Origin of the sequence: Paenibacillus wuxiensis, assembly GCF_040195695.1 — a bacterium.
GTDB lineage: Bacteria > Bacillota > Bacilli > Paenibacillales > Paenibacillaceae > Paenibacillus_B > Paenibacillus_B suaedae.
Genome location: NZ_JBEFZI010000014.1, coordinates 25,721 through 44,664 on the forward strand (window position 1 = coordinate 25,721; position 18,944 = coordinate 44,664).

Below are 18,944 nucleotides of genomic sequence, written 5' to 3' on the forward strand. Positions count from 1 at the left end.
TGATGTCCATAATGTCGCCTATGTTCACTTTTTATTCGCAGTTGAGGCTTCTTCTATTTCTTTCAAAATTCGTCTGGGATTTCTATATATTCGGATACTCTTGCTTTCAACAACTCGATTAGTTCTTCATCCATATATGTATAAGCATCCGGGATATCCAAGCATATTAGTTTCTTACCATTCAACTCAAAACTATTCTTATCTTTTAATCTTCTGATATGCTTCTTCTCCATCACGAAAATGATATCTGCCCAGCCAATATGACCACCTGTAACTTTAATCCGAGCACCCTCTTCGAACTACTTACATTGCTTAATAACCATTACCCATTAACTTAGGTAGGTACTCCAAACATAAAAACTATGTATCAGAGGGGATCCAAATAGAAAAGTGCGCAAAGAAGCATTCCTTCTTTATTTCCTTTTAACTACATCCAACAATGTATTTTGAAAAAATTCTATAGTATCCATAACATGAAATGCCGTATCACCAAGACCTCTTTTTTCATCCAATCGACCAATTTCGGCTATATAACTTTTTTCTACACGATGATTTAGTAATACAATTCTAAATTCACGTTGGTACTTGAAATAAATGTCTTTTGTAAATAGAGGTGTGGTTGTCGGGACTCTATAACTTTCAATTTTTTCCACTCGGTTTACTGACAAGTCTTCATATTTTACTTTATCTGCTTGATACTCGATGCCTTTTTTCCTAAAGGCTTCATCAACCTTATTTATAAATGAGACAGGGTTGATTAGGATTGCTTTTGTCCCAAAATCAGCGATCATTTTGTCTACTTCATGACTTGCTATATCAAAAACTACTTTATAACTATTTTCGGTCTCATCGATTATTTTAAAATCACTCGAATCAAAAGCAGTGAAACAGAAAATTGGGATATTATCAAACACATGATTTCTTTCAATGATTTGACCTGCTGTACCCTCTCCAATTAAAGTATCCGTTCCTTGTAAGTACATTTTAAACGTTACATTTGAGAGGATATTAGCTGCCTCATACCTGTCCCCCTGCCCTTTAACCTTTGTCTGATTCTCAAGATCAACAAAATATTTGATGTTGTTCATAAAAAGTTGGCCATTAACAATGCTCTTTACATATTTTTCTTGAGTAAACTTTGTGAGTAGAAGTATTTCCGACTCAAATCCCTTAGCCCTACAAAGCTTCAAAATACATCGTCTCCTTTAAACTCAATCAAAAATTTTTAAGCAACAAAAATATAATGATTTATGTTTCTAATTTTTGCGCTGATTTCTTATAACGTCTCTCGCATTCGCGATCCCCCGTAGGGCGTTATCGACAGCATCAGCTTCTTTGAAATATCGTCTCTGACCAAAGGGAATGAAGTGGTTTATGAAGGATGGTGCTTCGTTAAATTAGCTATAGATTCTTCGTAATTTTTCAATATAATTGTTTTTTATGTCTTCCCATTTATTCTCGGAAAGAGTAATTTCAAACGAATCAAATAATTTGTTTTTGAATTGAATGAGATCAATTTGGTTCTTTTATATAATGCATTCAAAAGCTCTTTGAAAAACTGTCTTCCATGATTCAGGGATATCACTCTTCTCTTTCCATTTACTTGTTTCTAAATGAGTTCTAAACGGTTTATCACTGCTAGGAGCTTGATATCCTAAGCACTCCTCCAAGCATTCTTCTAACACAGACACACAAGCAGAATTTCCGACTGCTGTTACAATAGGAAGATTGAATTTTTCTGCTCCAGCCACACCTCTATCCCGATCATGGATAACATATATGGGAACACTAAGCTTTTTTAAATATTTTACTAAAGGTATTATTGTAGCTTTTCCTCTTGCTTTTATAACTTGTGTTTTTGATAGAATATCTTTTCTAGTACTAGCATCAAGAACCTTCAATGTATTTTTTATCGCAATGACTTCGGAATCCCCTTCTACAATGACACATCTATCAGCAAAGAAAATTCGCGATAATTCGTCATCAAAAGTTTTTACCATCTTCAATAATTCCTTTTCTTCGGTCTCTAGTTCATCAACGGCATCATTCAAACCATAATTGAATGATTTACTGTATCCGTTCGAATCAGTGTATAGTTTAGTCAAGCTTAACCAATCTTTTGACAGATCTATCATCCAAGGGGAATGGGTCGAACAAATAATTTGATCAGTTTCACCAAGAGAATAAATCGTATCCCTCAAAAGATTCGCCGCTGCAGGATGCAGATAGATTTCTGGTTCTTCAAAAGCAACCAACAATGGCCTAGTTTTAGCTTCTCCCATTGCTTTTAAGTGCGAGTGATATCGAAGCATCGAAAAAATACCAGTTCTCACCAACCCAGTTCCTTGCTTTTCCGCACTCGTATTAACATTAGAGAACATTTCGACTTCATACTTAGGTTTCAAAACACTATTTAAATCTTGGAGAGAAGGACTTATTTTAATTCCACAACCTGGAAACACTTCGTCGATAACCGAATTGACGTCCTCACATAATCCACTTATCAATGAACTACTATTGTCTGGAGACATAACCGTTTGCAATTCTGTAAGTTGACCTTGAATTGAAGCAGCCAATTCGTTCTGAGACAATAAATCTTCAAATAAAATCCCTAGGCATTCCCCTAGTAATGTTTTGTTCCCATCAGCTTTTCCTATATCATCAACATTCGCGTAAGATGGTATATGAACCAAACGTGGTAATTTTGAAGCAACATTACTAGCAATTCCACCAGGATTCTCTATATACTTAGGTTCCGATTCAAAGTCCCAAACAACAGCATCTTCTACTATGAATTCCCATCCTGATGAAAGCTTTCCATTAGAGGGCTTAGAGCCAAATAAATCTGTCAACGTTTCTTCTCCGAATCCAATTTCTATTAAATCATTCCACTTGCTCACATTCTTGAATTCGTCTTTGAGTGTGTAGTGATATTGCAGAGTCCATATTTTGGCTTTGGTTGAACCTATATCGAATGTTTTTTTATATATGTATTGTCCATCTATTACCCTACCTTTGAATCCCCTTGATTTCGCAGTAGTTGCATCAATATCTGTGAAATATCCACAAATCTCAATTTCCTTTTCTCTTTGCCCATCTGAGAGTACCCTAAAATCATCTGGCTTTATTGTATTACTGAGAGAAAGTAAAGCTTCAATAGCTTTAATCACAGATGTCTTACCTACATTATTCGGACCAATAATAAAAGACGCTGTATTCAGGTTTAGATCAACATACTCAATTCTACGAAAATTTTTAATTACAATTCTTGATAGTTTCATAATTGTTCTCCTTTGTTTGTTGATTTCAGTTATGGTTGTTGTATCTATAAACCCGAGAGACTTTAAAGGAGCATCAGCGACTGGGTAACTTCCCCACTTAGCCTTGCAGGGTTGTCTGCCTGATTACATTTCTTCAAAAACCATCGGGAAGACCAAGGAATGAACATGACGCAGTGTAGATATTATGTTATATACTGTTGATGCCACACTCGATTTTCTATGGGAAAATTTTCATCAATTCATTTTTAATTTGTTTTACTCTTAACGTATTTCTTTGAACATCATTAGCAGAGCCTCGGCCTCCATTATCTGCATTAATAACTACATGATTAACATTGTTTATTCCAGCATAGTGATTCATAATCTCTTTAATTTGTAATTTAGCATGATAATCCCATTTATTTTCTAAATAAAGTATGTAAATATTATTGAATTGTTTAAAAAACAAATCATTTAATATATCCTTTGAATCATTTTTAATTTCTCTAGTTGGACAAAAAGCTGCTAAAAGATCATGCTGGTTGCATATTAAGTTTCCGAATTTACTTTTGAGCATAGGTATGTACTTACTTGCAGCAACATCATCATTTGAATGAGATTCAACAACAAAACTCGAATTGACTCCATTGATTACATATTTATGTCCTTCCCTAAACTGCTTCCTTTTAAATAAATCATATATAATTGTAGTTTTACCCCAATTATTAAATCCTGTTATTAACACAGCGTTGCTCATAAATTTTCTCCTTTAAGTAATTTTTTGAATGTTTGCATCAATTGCAAATAAAAATATATCTGTGAACTTTGTAAGCCTCACCACCAATTATCCACAGTACAGGTAGATATGGCCATGAAAATTATACCATTTATTTGACGATCCTATTAAATCTATTAACTTCTCACCTTAAAATAATTCTCAGGCCCTATTCCAAAACAAAAAGACACGCCAGCATCCAGGGACTTTCCCTAACAGCTTGCGTGTCTTTCGACTCACCTATAATTCTAACCTTTTATCTTCTCTTTGTAATTTCTCTCTCTATCTATTTATCTCTTTAATCTATTTATATCTAAACTGAAGCGATAGCCTCAGTTCATCCCAATCCTTACTCTTTATCGCTAATCCCCACAACGCCTGTCGGGTCTACACCGAACTTAGCGCCGAAGACATCTTGTATGGAGTCGAGTGGCATGAAGAGCTTGCCGTTCTTCACGACTGGGGCTTCCTTCAGCTCGACGAACATTTTAGCAACAGATGCTTTCTTGTCGCCTTCTTTCAACGCTATCCATCTCGCTCCGCGCATGAACTCGTATGCGCCAGTCTTCTCGTTCTTCTCGAATTTGTAGCCAAGCGCCTTGCCGATCTCTTCGATTGGCACCATGACGTTGTGTTCAGTCGTGAATACTTCCTTGGATATCTCGCCAAGACCTTCACCGTTTACAACAAGTACCCAATGCATGCCGCCGAAGGAATCCTGTGGAGTTTGGTTTGGATCTTCTTTCCCTTCCGTTCCTTCACTAATACCGATTACGCCAGTTGGGTCGATGCCGAACTTCACGCCGAAGACGTCACCAAGAGAGTCAACCGGCATGTACAGCTTGCCGTTCTTTACAGCTGCTGCTTCCTTGAGCTCAACAAGCATTTTGCCTACTGAGGCTTTCGTGTCGCCTTCCTTCAGTGCAATCCACTTGGCAGCGCGGGAGAACTCGTATGCGCCAGTCTTCTCGTTCTTCTCTACTTTGTAGCCGAGCGCCTTGCCGATTTCTTCAACGGGCACCATGACATTGTGCTCGGTCGTGTACACATCCTTCTTGTCCACGCCAAGGCCTTCGCCATTTACGACAATGACCCAATGCATGCCGTCGAAGGAGTCTTGTGGATCTTGGTCTTTCTCAATCTCGATGTGACCGTTGGCATCTATCGTCACACCTGCATGCAGCACATTGGAGACGAACTGCAGCGGTACATACAACGTCTGTTCCTTGAGCAATGCTGCTTTTCCAAGATGCAGAATGTCCTCCGCTTGACGGTATTCATCTTTGTTCAGTATAGCCGTCACCATCTTGTCGCCTTTTGCCGCGGTGGACGATTTCTCTGCCTGATTCCATGTGAGCTTGTAGCCAAGTCCTTCAGTTACCGCACGGAATGGTACGAGGATGTGATTTCCATCTACCATCACTTGTCCGGACGCTTTTTTGCCGTTAATCGTAACCGACTCTTGTGCGCCGACGTTATGTACCCATGTTGTATCCAGAGAAGCGCTAAGTTTTATCCCTACAATATCGCCATTCTCGTTATATACGAACTGCTTCACATATTTGTCGTAGAAATTCGTGCCCAAGTCTTTCACTTCCATGTTCGTTGCAACAGCCTTCGTGTCGACTGGTTGTGTCGCCGGGGCTGCATACGCTTGTGCGCCCATCAATCCAAGAGCTAATGCTACGGTAGTTGCAATGGTTGTCTTCTTCATAGGTGTCTACTTCCTCTCGAATGGTTCGTTGGTGTTGACGCATTGCGCAATGATATCTCAGCTGATTCACACACTCAGACGGGACACTCGATCGAAAGGTTGCACAGAAGGTTATCTCCATTTTTTACCAACCAATTTGTTCATACCCACATATATACATGTACTAGACCATGGTTCATCCTAGCGAATTACGTCAACATGCCCGTCATCGCCCAAATCCAGATCCCTGCGAATCCGAGCACAATCCCGATTAAAAACAACATAAACAACTCCGAACCTAAAAGCCTTTTCACCATGCTCCCGACCAAGGCCACGATTCCGATAACGCTACCGATAAACAACACGATCATGAACGGACGAGTCAAAAACATATCCTGAACGGAAGGCTGTAGCAGCAAATAATAACTTCCCCCACCGAACAGTACTCCCACTGCGAAAAGGAACGCCAGCAGTACACAAACCGTTGATTTTCTCATGGCCGCTACTCTCTACTTATCCTGGCTAGGCCAGCTCTTCTTGAGCAATTTCCGTCTTGCGTCCGCGCGAGTTCACGATTGTGATACTGATCGCGTCGTATCCATTGCGCTTCGCCTCATCGAAGTCGCATTTCTCCCCGCTAATCAGTTGCAACTTCCCGTCCTCATCCACTTCTTCTTCGAATTCCTCGTCCCAGTCGACATTATAATAAACGGTTACGAATACTTCGAATACATCCTCTCCGTCCCCATCTACATAAGGAAGCAGCGGCTTCCGTTCATTATGCTGTTCCGCAGTGAACGTATCGCACAGCATCGCATCATATCCATGCTTGCATCCATCGAACACCACATAGCGCTTCCCTGTTGCTGGATCTTCAGCAAGAATGAGCGGTGGTGCAAAGTCCGTCGACGCTATCAGATCATCGATAAGCTCCCCATAATAGAAAATATGGAACCTCTTCGCTCCACCATCAATAGCCAGCCTTCCTGTCCATTCTACCTCATGCCATACCGCAGGCTTCTCTGGGATTGCAATACCATCCAAATAAGCAGGCCCTTGTCTGCATTCATTCTGAATCGTCAATATCTTCACGTCCTGTCTCGTGTCATCACGATCGTTACTATACGATTGTCATCGTCAACTTTTAGCTTTACCGTAATATCTAATTTGTCCTTGAACAGCTTCGTCACATTGATGTAACGATCGACGGCCTCCGTAGTTCCCCCACCTGCCGATGTCCGCGACATGCCAGCATGAATAATATCCTTCACATAATCCGTGTCCATGGGAGCGGACGGATCATAGGTATATACATGATTTCCTTTATCATCGAAAAATTCATACATATTCGTGTAGTCGTTGGCATTTTCAAACTTCGGAACTGTTTTGATATATGCATGTACACGCTCGTTATCATACTGAATTTTGCCGTCTAAAAAGGGATTCTCCTCAGAGGACTTCACCTCATATTGGCCATACGCCAGCATAAACAATTCATCCAAGTCTCCCGTATCTACCCGATAATAGAACTGCCGCTCTTCTCCCTTCTTATCCATTGCGGAATTATAGTTAAGAAGAGGCCATGCATTATACCTTTTGCCGCCCTTCTCAATCGCTAACGCATACTTGCTTAAGACGACCTCGCCTTGGAACACACCAAATGTACGGCCAATAAAGTAAGCAGGAATGCTCAGAATAACAACAATGACTAGTGCAATGGCCAATTTAAGCTTGAGTTTGCTCATGATGCCTCCTTATCCAATTACATATCTATACGCTGCAGCTTATGTAGCAGCTTCACGATAGCTTCTCGGTTCTTCGCTTCTTTCATATATTTGGGCAGCGAGTGTGAAGCCGTACGCTTGATGACAGCAGCTGGCTTCTCACGCAGTTCTGCCGATATGTAGCTGATCAAATAGTTCAAATGCTCTCGGTTGGCCGCCCATACCGGTTTCCCACGGAAATAATCCAAGTAGTACAGCTCCAATTGAAAGATCGGATCCCGTTCATTTCGAAAATCCAAGTAGCAGCCTGAATAGGCCACAATCTTACGTATAGCCACTTGATTCACAGCTGAGCAATGCGGGCATCCGATACGCACTGCCTTATGGGTCTGCTGCTTGTGATCGGTAACCTCTTCATTGAACCATCTCTCGCACACCGTGCACACGCCGCTGGCTGTATAACGATAATCTTCGGGTTCCTTCTCCTTATGGAAGCATGCCGTGCAGTTCACTACGACTCCCTGCTCCCCTTTAGAGATGTAGGCCAAGCCAGTGCATTTCGGGCACTTCACGGCAACCTGCTCATTCCGACGCAATATCGCATAAAATCCAAAAGGAAGGCCAAGGGGGTCTATAAAGCGCTCCATGTTGTCGTTCTCCTCCCGCATTTTTACCAAATCATTACCAAGTATAGGTATTATACGATAAACAATCAATGGACTACCTGATTATCATTACAGGTCTTACGTCCCATTTCTGTTCGATTACTCACAACTAGCTGCCCATACCGACACATGCAGCATTTCATTTGCTAAATCTACTCATAAAAGCGAATCTTATAACCTACTGCTATTCAGGCCAGACATAGGCGTATCAAAGATCGCAATAAGGGTGATTTACAAAATATACAAGTCTATTTGATTTTCCAATTACATTTATTTACACAACCGCTAACAATCCTTGACTACAATAAACATGTAAATTACATACTTGGTTGGAGGGATTTCGGTTGAATAAAATGTTACGCAAGTCGCTGGTGACGACTCTGGCGCTTCTCATGCTGCCATTCGGAGCTATGCAATCCGATGCAGTACTCGCTAAGGGCGCAGCGAAACTACAGCCCACTTCGAAAAATCTCATCGTCCTTATCGGTGACGGCATGGGACCTGCTCAAGTATCTGCCGCACGAATCTACTCCAAGAACAAGCTGAAGCGTCCATCCTTATATATGGACAGCCTGTATGTGGGCCAAGCAACAACCTTCGCTGACAAGGGCGAAGACGGAGACACGATCGTATCCGGTGAAGTAACAGACTCTGCATCTGCGGGTACTGCATTTGCAACAGGCAACAAAACATACAACGCTGCAATCAGCGTATCAAATGAAGATATCTCGAAGCCATTCGCTTCCGTAATCGAAGCTTCCAAGGCTGTTGGCAAATCAACGGGTCTTGTAACGACAGCTCGTATTACACATGCGACACCTGCGGTATATGCATCCCATGTTCGCAATCGCGACAATGAAAATGCTATCGCATCCCAATATTTAGAGTCAGGCGCAGTTGACGTTCTGCTCGGAGGCGGCAAGCGTCAATTCGTAAGCAAGCAGGAGAAAGGCAAGCGCGAAGACAAGACAATCATCCCTGATTTCGAGAAAAAAGGCTATAAAGTTGTATACGACAAAAAGGGCCTGCAATCGTTAACTTCGAAAAACGGAAAGGTTCTCGGCCTCTTCCACGATTCCCATGTGGACTACGTGCTTGATCGCAAGCCTGAGACACCAAGCCTTGCAGACATGACGTCTGCAGCAATCAAGTCTCTCTCTACAAATCCGAAAGGCTTCACGATGATGATTGAGGGCGGACGTATTGACCATGCAGGTCACGCGAATGATCTGGGCGCTATGATTCAAGAGACGCTTGATTTCGATGCAGCAGTGAAGGTTGCTCTTGATTTCGCGAAGAAGGACGGCAACACTTCCATCGTAATTACAGCCGATCATGAGACAGGCGGCTTCTCCCTGTCCCGTGATAACATCTATGAATTGAATGTAGATACGTGGGACAAGCAAAAAATCTCCTCTGAGCTTCTTGGGCCTCAGCTTGCAAAAGCTGCATCCACTGACGAAGTGAAGGCGTTAATCAAGAAGCATACGGGCTTCACTGATATCACCGATGAAGAAGCTCAATACATCATGCAAGGCGACGGTTCCTCCTATAAGCAAGAAGGCGCATTCAACCAGGTGATGGCGAAGCGCTACTTGGTAGGCTGGTCAGGACACGGCCACTCTGCGGTAGATGTAGGCGTATGGGCGTATGGTCCAATTACGGAATATGTACAAGGTCAAATTGATAACACAGCAATTGCGACAAGCATCGCGAAAGTGCAAGGCTTGGATCTGAAAAAAGCAACTGCCGAGCTGCAAAGCAAGCACTTGTATCCGAAATTCAAGGTAAGCCGTGACGGCAAGGTTCTCTTCCCTGCTGTGAAGCTGGCACAAGCATTGCAAATTAAAGTAACGAATGATAGCGCATCGAAGACGACTACATTTACGAAAGACAAGGCGACATTGAAGGTTCAAGACGGATCTTCCGTTACGTTGAACGGCAAAGCGGTTTCGATTCCAACAGAATTGGATCGCAATGTCCTCTACGTGGATATTGACGCATTCAGCAAGCTGACTGGCAAAGCATTGAAGTGGGATTCCTTGTCTGAGCGCATCATTTTGAAATAATCAAATCGATTCGAATGAGAACGGGTGGGGTGACAGTGTCATCCTGCCCTTTCCTTACTAAATGAGGTGATTCTATGATACAGCTTCATCAGGTACGCAAGTCCTATCGGAATCAACAGCAGCTTCTCCCCATTCTCGATATTCCACATTGGCATGTTGCACAAGGAGATCGAATTGCGCTGCTTGGCCCTAGCGGCAGCGGCAAGAGCACTTTGTTATACCTGCTGTGCGGCGTACTCGCTCCAGATGAAGGAACCTGTAAGGTCGGCAATGAACCTCTGCACCAGATGACAGAACTGGAACGCGATCACTTTCGCGCGAAGCATGTGGGCATTATTTTTCAGGACTTCCATCTCATCTCTTCCCTATCTGCGAAGCAAAATATTGAGCTGGTCTACGATGGCAGCTTGCATGGACGGGAACGGCATTCGCATATTCTGCAATGGTTCGAGCGGGTCGGCTTGCAGGATCGGATGAATCACCTTCCAGGGCAGCTGTCGAGAGGTCAACAGCAGCGGGTTGCGATCATTCGTGCCCTTATTAATCGCCCTTCCCTTCTCCTAGCGGATGAGCCAACCGGAAGTCTCGATTACGATACGGCACAGTATACGATGAATCTCCTGCTCCAACTGGCGCAGGAAGAAGGTTCAACCTTGCTGACAGTCACCCATGACCAGCACTTGGCTTCACAGTACCCGATGCAGCTTCATATCTCCGCCATTAATCGACTTGCTGTACATCCTTATCCGGCTGAAAAGAGCATTATGAACAGCATGCGGCTTATGGAGGGAGCAGCAACATGAGCGTGTTCCAACTACTGTGGCGCAACATGATGCATCGGAAGACGCTCTCCCTCCTTACCATTGTATCGATTGCGATTACCATCGCGCTTCTGCTCGTACTCCTTCAGGTTCGTGCGGGAATCGAGCACGGTGCTGAGAAGGGCTATGGCCCCTTCGAATTAACACTCGGTTCCAAAGGAAGCTCCACACAGCTTGTGCTGAATACCTACTATCGAGTCGGCACTCCTGCCCAGAACATCCCTCAACAGGTTCTGCATGAGGTGCTTAAGGAATCAGAGGTTGCTCATGCGTATGCGATGACAGCTGGCGATTCCTATCAAGGATATCCAATCGTCGGCATGGATGCAGCCTACTTCTATACCCGCTACGGGGATCAAACGATGAAGGCTGGCGGCATGTATGCGAAGACCGGTGAAGCCGTCATCGGCTCGCATGTGGCAAGTCAGCTTGGTCTGCGTGTTGGCGATACATTCCACGGCAATCATGGCCTTGTGAATAGTGGCAGTCATTCCTTTGACAACCCTGCTAATGAGAAATCGGGTTCGGATTCAGGTTCGGAGGCATCTTCTAATGATCATCATCAAGAAACACACTCGGAACAGCAAGCAGAAGCAGCGGAAGAAGCAGGATCAGAACATTCCAATGAGTCCGACGAATCGCATCATGATCATGAGCACTTCGAATATCGAATCGTAGGCATTCTTCCTACACTCGGAACAGCGGACGATCGCGCTGTCTTCACGACACTCGATTACGCCTGGCATGTACATGGCATTACACACGAAGAAGATAAGATGATTACAGCCATTCTCGTACAACCTAAGTCCCTGCTCGGCGCACAAGCAATAAAGAACAAATTCAATCAGCGTGCCGATGTGCAGGCGGTATATACGAGCAAAGCCGTAGCGGATGTCGTCAATGTAGTGGATCGTGGAACGGAGCTCGTGCAGTTCGTATCGCTCCTCTGTGTTCTGCTGGCCGCAATCACCCTCTTGCTATCGCTCACATCCGTCGTGACAGAGCGCAAGAAAGACGTCGGCCTTATGCGGCTAATTGGCAAATCACGGTTGTATGTATGGACGATCTTAATCGGAGAGGGCTTGTTCCTAACGGGAATTGGCGCCATCCTTGGCTTATTCCTTGGACATCTCGCCACATCGTTCAGCGCAAGCTCCATCTTGGAATGGAGCGGCGTACATGTCGATGCGCTCCGGATTGCACCAGGAGAGATCCAACTGGTTCTTGGCGCGCTGATAGTAGGATTCCTTGCATCAATCGGACCTGCATGGAAAGTATACCGAGTTGATCCATTGCAGCTGTTCCGCAGTTAGCCAATACCAATACTCCCCCCAACAACAATTGCGCGGAACGGATCATTGTACATTACATGGAAGCCTACTGGCAATGAAGGCAAGGGCAATAACGGGTTGGAGATTCTGAAGTCGATAGCATTGTGGATGTTGCTGTACTACACATCAGGATCGAATCTATATACGAGAGAAGGCGAGTTGCTCATGAACATACGTTATCGAAACTTTGCATTATGTTCCTTGTTTAGCCTAACCGTATTAGTGGCTGGGTGCTCATCACAGCCAGCAACAGATGGAGCAGGCGCACCGCAATCCTTTGCAGCAGCGGCTGCATCGTCCAGCATGCAAGTGAACACTACACCTGAGGCAAGCGCTGTACCCGAAACCGGAAGCACGCAGACGACCAGCACCGGCAGTTCTTCTACTACGAATGTTTCGACGGTAGGTTCTGCTAGTTCTTCGAATCATGCTGCGGATAATAAAAATAAAGCAGTGACAGGCGATGCTGCTACGAAGGGGAATCCTGTCACCCCCACTTCTACAGGGAAATCCACACAACAAGGAGACCAATCATCAAGTTCTGCTTCCTCACCCGTTAGTGTAACCAATGAGGCAACAGCTGAGCATAAGCAAGAAACGAATCCGAATGCTTCACCAGAAAATCAGTCTGGGCTAAAATCAGCAGCACAGGTACAGGATAAGCAGGCGTCAAACGTAACAAGACCAGTAGACGCAGTGGAAACAACGAAACCCAAAGGAATCGTTCAACCAACCGCTGCTGCTTCAAATAACACCAAACCGAGCAACGGCAACATTTCACAGATCAGCGATAAGACGGACTCAGGCATATCATCACAGACGAACGGAAAGGCATCTTCAAGCATTTCTGTCAAAGCAAATACCAACAGCAACAATAACAGCAACAGTAACAGTAACAGTAACAGTAACAGTAATAGTAATAGCAAAGCCAATGTCAAAAGCAGTAGCACTAGCAAAGAAAATACTAATAGCAGTAGCACTAGCACCAGCAAAAATATCAGTAGCACTAGAACCGGCAAAGCAAATACAAACAACAGCACCACCAGCAGTAACACCAACAAAGCAAATTCCAGCGCCGCTGCTTCAAAATCGAAGCCTGCCTATTCGAGTACGCTGCAGTGGTCCGAATTTTTCGATAATGAGAAGCAGAACACGCCGTCGGACAAATTCTGGGATCTCTCTGGCCAGCAGGTTACGATTAAAGGATATATGGGAGAAGTCCTATCATTCGATAAACACTGGTTCTTGCTCATCCCGGCACCAGGTGCTGAATGTCCCTTCGACAATGGCGACGAAACCTACTGGAACAAAATCATGATGGTATTCGTTCCTTCCGACACCAAGCTTCGATATACGTCCGGCGCATTGGAGCTGACGGGTACGCTGGATGTTGGCATTAAGATCGATGAGTCCGGCTACAAGACGATGTTCCGGTTATACGATGCCTCTTTCAAAGAAATCAAAGAATAATGAAACGTACTTAGAAGCTGCCCCCAAGCAAATAGTAGGTCATTCGACCTTGTCCGATGTAGTCGGCCAGATGGATTTCATGCTAAAATAGTCATGATCTTCCTACTGTTGAGGAGCCATGTGCATGAATGAAATGAACCAGCTGTTCGAACAGCATTTTGACAGCTTAGAAGCAGTTGCGGATTTGGTCAGTGATCTGCTTCATTGCCCTGTCACAATTGAAGATGCCGGACATAAGCTGCTTGCCTACAGCACGCATCAACCCGGCACGGATCCTGCAAGGATCGCAACAATTATCGGACGGCGCGTCCCTGAGCAAGTCATCAGCGCATTATGGAGAGACGGCACGATGCAGCGGCTCATGTCCAGTCTAGAACCGATACGTATCCAACATATCGACGAGGTTGGCCTCGGTAATCGCTTGGCGGTTGCCATCCGTCATCAACAGGACATTATCGGCTATATATGGGTGCTCGACAGTGAACAATCGCTGCCAGAAACAGCTCTCCAGACATTGTCACAAGCTGCTCAGGCTGCCAAGGCCAAGTTAATGCAGCATCAGCTGCACAGCAGACGCCAGGATCAGCATAAGCATGATTTCTTCTGGCAGCTCTTAACCGGACACCACACCTCAGAGCAAGCCATTCGGGAGCATGCGGCACGACTCGGCATTTCGTTCCCTCCTGAATATTTCATATGGATGATACAGTTCAGTACACCTATCCAAGAGAAGTTATATCGTCACATTCATTACACGCTCAAAACAACTCAGCATATGCGCATGCTGCTTCATGTCATTGATCATGATCGGCTTATTATGATGTCTGCGCCCGTGCTGTCATCACATGTAAATAGCTCTGCCAATCTGTACAAGGAACCGTGTCAACAGCTTATACTGCATATGAAGCAGCGATTCGGCGCCTCACCAGTTCGCAGCGGAGCAAGCACTCTATCCTCCTCGTTCCTGCTCGTATCACGGTGCTATGAAGAAGCCATGACAACGCTCAATCTAAAAAAAGCATTCCCCGATGAATTAGATTCTGTACATAGCTATGGCGAGCTCGGTTATTACCGGCATTTGCCCTTATTGATCGAACAGCATACTGCACATTCTGCCGCACGAGGAACACAGCAGACTTTTCAACATATAGGCTTAGAGAAGCTGCGCATGTATGATGCCGAGCATTTAAGCGGACTCGTGCATACCATTGAACAATTTCTTCGTTATGATTGCAATGTGAAGAAGACAGCGGAAGCCTTACATATTCATACGAATACCCTCATGTATCGATTAAAGCGCATTGCAGAAGTCGGCGGTGTCGATGTCGACAGCATGGATGAGAAGATGTCGCTATTTTTGGAATTAAAATTGCATCGATTGGCAACGATAAACAAGGACAACGAATCTACGTAACACGTCATCCGTTGCCAACCTTCCCTGCGATCGATTACCCGATACGCAATTGTCCCTGGCTTTGTGGGAATTACACAAGGACAGGGTATTTTTTTTGGAGCTGACGACAAAGCGCTGGCGAGAGCTACGATTTATACTTTAATTGGATAACCAAACAGGTTCAGGATATTTGAGGAGGATAAGCAATGATTATCGGAGTTCCCATGGAGATCAAAAATAATGAAAATCGCGTTGCGCTCACCCCAGCTGGTGTTGCAGCATTCCATAAAGCCGGCCACCGTGTCATCATTGAACATGACGCTGGAATTGGAAGCGGTTTCGACAATGCCTCATATGAACAAGCAGGTGCCACTATCATTCCTAGCGCTGCTGAGGTATGGGCACAGGCCGATATGATTATGAAGGTGAAGGAGCCTTTATCATCCGAGTACGGTTACTTCCGCCCAGGGCTTATCTTATTCACGTATTTGCATCTAGCAGCTGAGCCTGAACTGGCTCGCGCATTAATCGAGCATAAAGTTACTGCAATCGCCTATGAGACGGTTGCAGTCAATCGCACGCTGCCTCTGCTCACACCAATGAGTGAAGTGGCAGGACGCATGTCAGCCCAAATTGGGGCACAATTCCTCGAGAAGCCGCATGGCGGCATCGGAATCCTGCTTGGCGGAGTACCTGGCGTACGACGCGGCAAGGTTACGGTTATTGGCGGCGGTGTTGTCGGAACGAACGCTGCCAAGATCGCAGTAGGTCTTGGAGCAGATGTTACTATTATCGATATGAACGCAGATCGCCTGCGCCAGCTGGATGATCTATTCGGCTCGAGTGTGAATACCTTAATGTCGAACCCACTCAATATTGCCGAAGCGGTAGCCGAATCCGACTTGGTCATCGGTGCAGTTCTTATACCGGGCGCTAAAGCGCCGAAGCTCGTAACGGAAGCGATGATTCGCTCCATGCAGCCTGGTTCAGTTGTCATCGATGTCGCCATCGATCAGGGTGGTATTTTCGAAACGGTTGATCGCATTACTACTCACGACGATCCGATATACGTCAAGCACGGTGTCGTTCATTATGCTGTCGCGAATATGCCAGGTGCTGTTCCGCGCACATCAACGATGGCGCTCACGAATGTTACCGTTCCTTACGCATTAAGCATCGCGAACCTCGGACTTGGCAGAGCATTGCAGAACAGTCAGCCGCTCATGCGCGGCGTCAATACTGCAGGCGGAGCGATCACATACGAAGCTGTAGCCCGCGACCTCGCACTTCCGTACGTGCCTGTCGAAGAGGCGCTCCATAATGCAAGTGTGATTTAGTAACAGGATTGTACGGCAACAAATGGGTTTCCTCTCCCCCTCAGGAGATATCATATTCCATGTTCTGTATGTGGGACGCTCAGCAATTGGGCGTCTATTTTTTTGGAAATGAACAGCCTATAAAAGTAAGCTTAGAAATCACAAGAGGTCAACAACCAATGCTTAATTGGCATGTTGACCTCTTTCATTACGTATTTCATTCATTATGCATTACGCTAAACCGAACCCATGCACCAGCCCAAAGCCTAGCAGGGACAGCAGAATGGAACCAATGAATCCCGCCGCGAACGACTTCATCCCAAGTCTGCGGAATGAGACAAGATCGACATTCAAGCCGAGCCCCGCCATCGCCATGGCAATCAGCATGTAGGCCGCAATGACGATATATCCTGCAATTTGTTCTGGAACGATCCCTAGTGAATTAAACCCGCTGACGAGCAGGAATCCAAGGATGAACCATGGAATCGGTACTTTGGCTTTCTCCGTCCGAGCACCTGCTCCTGCTTCCTTGCGGCTCTCACGTGACGACCAGATGCCGATCAGAATAGCGACAGGAACTAGCAAGGCTACACGCGTAAGCTTAACAATGACCGCCATATCGACCGCTGCGCTGCCCCCTGGATCTGCTGCTGCAATGACATGGGCAATTTCATGCAGTGTCGCACCGGCAAATATCCCATATCCGTTATCCGACAAGCCAAGTACCGGGAACAAGAACGTATATGCTAATGTAAAAATAGTGCCCAATATCGCAACCATCGCTGCACCGATTGCCGTTTCTTCGTCCTTGGCTTTAATTTGCGGCGCTATCGCTACCACAGCCGCCGCACCACAAATTGCGGTTCCGCACGCCGTCAATATACCGAGCCTTTTATCAACCTTGAACAATCTCGTAAGTCCATATACGACCGACAAGGTAAATACAATGACGATAACCGCCATCATGAATACTTTAGGGCCTGCACGTACTATATCCATAAGGTCTAAGCGCATCCCGAGCAAGATAATGCCGAGACGGAGCAGCTTTTTACTCGAAAAATTCGTTCCTGCAACAATCTCCTGCGGCACCCCGATGGTAGCACGCCACGCGATACCGATCAGAATGGCGATCACAAGCTGTCCCATAATACTAAGGAAAGGCAATCCCGCAAGCAGCTTCGCTGCAACCGCAATAATGAGCGTTAGCGCGATGCCGAGCGCAAATCCTCTATATTGTTTATTTCGCTTCGGCTTGGTGGCCAGAAGAACTTCCCCGTTATTCATATCCATCCCCCGTCTCTAAGCAGGCGTAACCTGATGCTTACGATGAATACTATATATGGCTTCGCTCGTGAGGGGAAATACGGATATGCAATCCCTAGCATAAGGAAAACTTATTGTCGGTATATTTATCTATAACATAAGGAGCAATTTGGTGCCTCTATGTGCCGTCCGACATTGACCATTCGCCAGGCATACTTAAGTTACATACAAAAATACCCCCAAGGCATTCTTTATATCGTCCGATATAAGAACTTGTCCTTAGAGGTGCTTGAATGGTCTTATATTAAGGGTAGTCTAGACTACTGTGTTCGAATGAAGGTTCAAATATATATTCTGACTGTAGAAAATTATGGTATGATACATGAGTACAACTGATTCGGCATGAAGGGCGGTCGGCTAGTCTCCCTGACGGGAGGTGATGCCCATGACAGTATTCGAAGCACTAACGCTAATGATTAGCTTTGGTACGCTTATCGTGATGCTGTTATCGTTTAATAAACGGAAATAGACCGCCCCATAGCAAGGTATCGGTCTATTTCATGTCCGCCTTTGCAGCCGACCGTTCTTACATGCGGCCGTTGTGCAGGGATCGTGTTGGTAGCACGATCCCTTTATTCATTGTATCGCTGTTATTACATATTATACCTGATTGCTGCAGCTTAGCAACTTGAAATATAACACCTATCATTTAAGAACTGCTTCTGCCCAACCTTATGCTGTCAGGCTATGATCAGGTAAACGTATAACTTCGACATCAAGAGTGGAGGATCATGAACTGGAAATGAGCAAAGCAATCTTACATTTAGAAGGGTTGTCCGTATTGTTAGGATGCATCTATTTTTACGATTACTATCATTTCAGCTGGCTGTTGTTTTTTGTTCTGCTATTTGTTCCTGATGTATCCATGATCGGATATATACTAAGTAATAAAGCAGGGGCAATTATTTATAATGTATTTCATACCTACTGTGTATCGTTCGGAACCATGATGTGTGGAATCCTCTTATCCAATCAGACTCTCTTAGCAGTGGGGATCATATGGACGGCCCATATTGGAATGGATCGCATGTTTGGATTTGGGTTAAAGTACACGACAACATTTAAAGATACTCATTTTAACCGACTATATAAGTAAAGAATCAA

General features: G+C 44.8%; 18 protein-coding genes. 8 read left to right on the forward strand and 10 right to left on the reverse strand.

What is annotated here, in order from left to right; genetic code table 11:
• Positions 1–62: 62 nt before the first annotated feature.
• The 9 genes from ABN764_RS25775 to ABN764_RS25815 all read right to left on the reverse strand — a co-directional run bounded on the left by ABN764_RS25775 (position 63) and on the right by ABN764_RS25815 (position 8,099).
• Positions 63–281, reverse strand: coding sequence for a protein tyrosine phosphatase (locus ABN764_RS25775; protein ID WP_446673564.1), 219 nt, complete (start codon positions 279–281; stop codon positions 63–65).
• 132 nt (positions 282–413) lie between these two features.
• The gene (locus ABN764_RS25780; RefSeq protein WP_446673490.1) at positions 414–1,190 is read right to left on the reverse strand and encodes a hypothetical protein; all 777 of its coding nucleotides are present in this window, start codon (positions 1,188–1,190) and stop codon (positions 414–416) included.
• A gap of 336 nt (positions 1,191–1,526) precedes the next feature.
• Entirely contained in the window at positions 1,527–3,281 is a 1,755-nt protein-coding gene (locus ABN764_RS25785; RefSeq protein ID WP_446673491.1) for an ATP-dependent nuclease, read from the reverse strand.
• A 217-nt stretch (positions 3,282–3,498) separates the two neighbouring features.
• The gene (locus tag ABN764_RS25790) at positions 3,499–4,017 is read right to left on the reverse strand and encodes a hypothetical protein (RefSeq protein WP_446673492.1); all 519 of its coding nucleotides are present in this window, start codon (positions 4,015–4,017) and stop codon (positions 3,499–3,501) included.
• Between the two features lie 367 nt (positions 4,018–4,384).
• Positions 4,385–5,749: a stalk domain-containing protein gene (locus tag ABN764_RS25795; RefSeq protein ID WP_446673493.1), complete on the reverse strand. Its 1,365-nt coding sequence runs from the start codon at positions 5,747–5,749 to the stop codon at positions 4,385–4,387.
• 188 nt (positions 5,750–5,937) lie between these two features.
• A complete protein-coding gene (locus ABN764_RS25800) occupies positions 5,938–6,225 on the reverse strand; it encodes a hypothetical protein (protein ID WP_446673494.1) in 288 nt (95 codons plus the stop codon).
• A gap of 25 nt (positions 6,226–6,250) precedes the next feature.
• Positions 6,251–6,811 carry a hypothetical protein gene (locus ABN764_RS25805; RefSeq protein ID WP_446673495.1) on the reverse strand — a complete coding sequence of 187 codons (561 nt, stop codon included), beginning with the start codon at positions 6,809–6,811 and terminating at the stop codon, positions 6,251–6,253.
• 5 nt (positions 6,812–6,816) lie between these two features.
• Positions 6,817–7,473, reverse strand: coding sequence for a hypothetical protein (locus ABN764_RS25810; protein ID WP_446673496.1), 657 nt, complete (start codon positions 7,471–7,473; stop codon positions 6,817–6,819).
• Between the two features lie 17 nt (positions 7,474–7,490).
• On the reverse strand, positions 7,491–8,099 hold the full coding sequence (locus tag ABN764_RS25815; protein ID WP_446673497.1) for a hypothetical protein: 609 nt from the start codon (positions 8,097–8,099) through the stop codon (positions 7,491–7,493).
• A gap of 371 nt (positions 8,100–8,470) precedes the next feature.
• Between ABN764_RS25815 and ABN764_RS25820 the strand changes: the two genes are divergently transcribed.
• The 6 genes from ABN764_RS25820 to ald all read left to right on the forward strand — a co-directional run bounded on the left by ABN764_RS25820 (position 8,471) and on the right by ald (position 16,538).
• A complete protein-coding gene (locus tag ABN764_RS25820) occupies positions 8,471–10,186 on the forward strand; it encodes an alkaline phosphatase (RefSeq protein ID WP_446673565.1) in 1,716 nt (571 codons plus the stop codon).
• Positions 10,187–10,260: 74 nt separating this feature from the next.
• Positions 10,261–10,989 (forward strand): ABC transporter ATP-binding protein, encoded by a 729-nt coding sequence (locus ABN764_RS25825; RefSeq protein WP_446673498.1) that lies wholly within the window; start codon positions 10,261–10,263, stop codon positions 10,987–10,989.
• On the forward strand, positions 10,986–12,320 hold the full coding sequence (locus ABN764_RS25830; protein WP_446673499.1) for an ABC transporter permease: 1,335 nt from the start codon (positions 10,986–10,988) through the stop codon (positions 12,318–12,320). Before ABN764_RS25825 ends, ABN764_RS25830 begins: the two co-directional genes overlap by 4 nt.
• 45 nt (positions 12,321–12,365) lie before the next feature.
• Entirely contained in the window at positions 12,366–13,808 is a 1,443-nt protein-coding gene (locus ABN764_RS25835; protein ID WP_446673500.1) for a hypothetical protein, read from the forward strand.
• Positions 13,809–13,932: 124 nt separating this feature from the next.
• Positions 13,933–15,222, forward strand: a complete 1,290-nt coding sequence (locus ABN764_RS25840) for a PucR family transcriptional regulator (protein ID WP_446673501.1) — start codon at positions 13,933–13,935, stop codon at positions 15,220–15,222.
• 185 nt (positions 15,223–15,407) lie between these two features.
• Positions 15,408–16,538 (forward strand): alanine dehydrogenase, encoded by a 1,131-nt coding sequence (gene ald, locus ABN764_RS25845; RefSeq protein ID WP_446673502.1) that lies wholly within the window; start codon positions 15,408–15,410, stop codon positions 16,536–16,538.
• 210 nt (positions 16,539–16,748) lie between these two features.
• Here ald and ABN764_RS25850 read toward each other — a convergent pair whose 3' ends face one another.
• On the reverse strand, positions 16,749–17,801 hold the full coding sequence (locus tag ABN764_RS25850) for a YeiH family protein (RefSeq protein ID WP_142547031.1): 1,053 nt from the start codon (positions 17,799–17,801) through the stop codon (positions 16,749–16,751).
• 424 nt (positions 17,802–18,225) lie between these two features.
• Between ABN764_RS25850 and ABN764_RS25855 the strand changes: the two genes are divergently transcribed.
• A complete protein-coding gene (locus tag ABN764_RS25855; protein WP_227775197.1) occupies positions 18,226–18,309 on the forward strand; it encodes a putative holin-like toxin in 84 nt (27 codons plus the stop codon).
• A 273-nt stretch (positions 18,310–18,582) separates the two neighbouring features.
• On the forward strand, positions 18,583–18,936 hold the full coding sequence (locus ABN764_RS25860) for a DUF4260 domain-containing protein (protein WP_446673503.1): 354 nt from the start codon (positions 18,583–18,585) through the stop codon (positions 18,934–18,936).
• The last annotated feature ends 8 nt before the right edge of the window (positions 18,937–18,944 follow it).

What these genes read in the sequence shown, in the direction of transcription:
- ABN764_RS25785 (WP_446673491.1), bottom strand. Translation starts at nt 3,281, where the DNA reads ATGAAACTATCAAGAATTGTAATTAAAAATTTTCGTAGAATTGAGTAT.
- ABN764_RS25790 (WP_446673492.1), bottom strand. Translation starts at nt 4,017, where the DNA reads ATGAGCAACGCTGTGTTAATAACAGGATTTAATAATTGGGGTAAAACT.
- ABN764_RS25795 (WP_446673493.1), bottom strand. Translation starts at nt 5,749, where the DNA reads ATGAAGAAGACAACCATTGCAACTACCGTAGCATTAGCTCTTGGATTG.
- ABN764_RS25800 (WP_446673494.1), bottom strand. Translation starts at nt 6,225, where the DNA reads ATGAGAAAATCAACGGTTTGTGTACTGCTGGCGTTCCTTTTCGCAGTG.
- ABN764_RS25810 (WP_446673496.1), bottom strand. Translation starts at nt 7,473, where the DNA reads ATGAGCAAACTCAAGCTTAAATTGGCCATTGCACTAGTCATTGTTGTT.
- ABN764_RS25815 (WP_446673497.1), bottom strand. Translation starts at nt 8,099, where the DNA reads ATGGAGCGCTTTATAGACCCCCTTGGCCTTCCTTTTGGATTTTATGCG.
- ABN764_RS25820 (WP_446673565.1), top strand. Translation starts at nt 8,471, where the DNA reads ATGTTACGCAAGTCGCTGGTGACGACTCTGGCGCTTCTCATGCTGCCA.
- ABN764_RS25825 (WP_446673498.1), top strand. Translation starts at nt 10,261, where the DNA reads ATGATACAGCTTCATCAGGTACGCAAGTCCTATCGGAATCAACAGCAG.
- ABN764_RS25830 (WP_446673499.1), top strand. Translation starts at nt 10,986, where the DNA reads ATGAGCGTGTTCCAACTACTGTGGCGCAACATGATGCATCGGAAGACG.
- ABN764_RS25840 (WP_446673501.1), top strand. Translation starts at nt 13,933, where the DNA reads ATGAATGAAATGAACCAGCTGTTCGAACAGCATTTTGACAGCTTAGAA.
- ald (WP_446673502.1), top strand. Translation starts at nt 15,408, where the DNA reads ATGATTATCGGAGTTCCCATGGAGATCAAAAATAATGAAAATCGCGTT.
- ABN764_RS25850 (WP_142547031.1), bottom strand. Translation starts at nt 17,801, where the DNA reads ATGAATAACGGGGAAGTTCTTCTGGCCACCAAGCCGAAGCGAAATAAA.
- ABN764_RS25855 (WP_227775197.1), top strand. Translation starts at nt 18,226, where the DNA reads ATGACAGTATTCGAAGCACTAACGCTAATGATTAGCTTTGGTACGCTT.
- ABN764_RS25860 (WP_446673503.1), top strand. Translation starts at nt 18,583, where the DNA reads ATGAGCAAAGCAATCTTACATTTAGAAGGGTTGTCCGTATTGTTAGGA.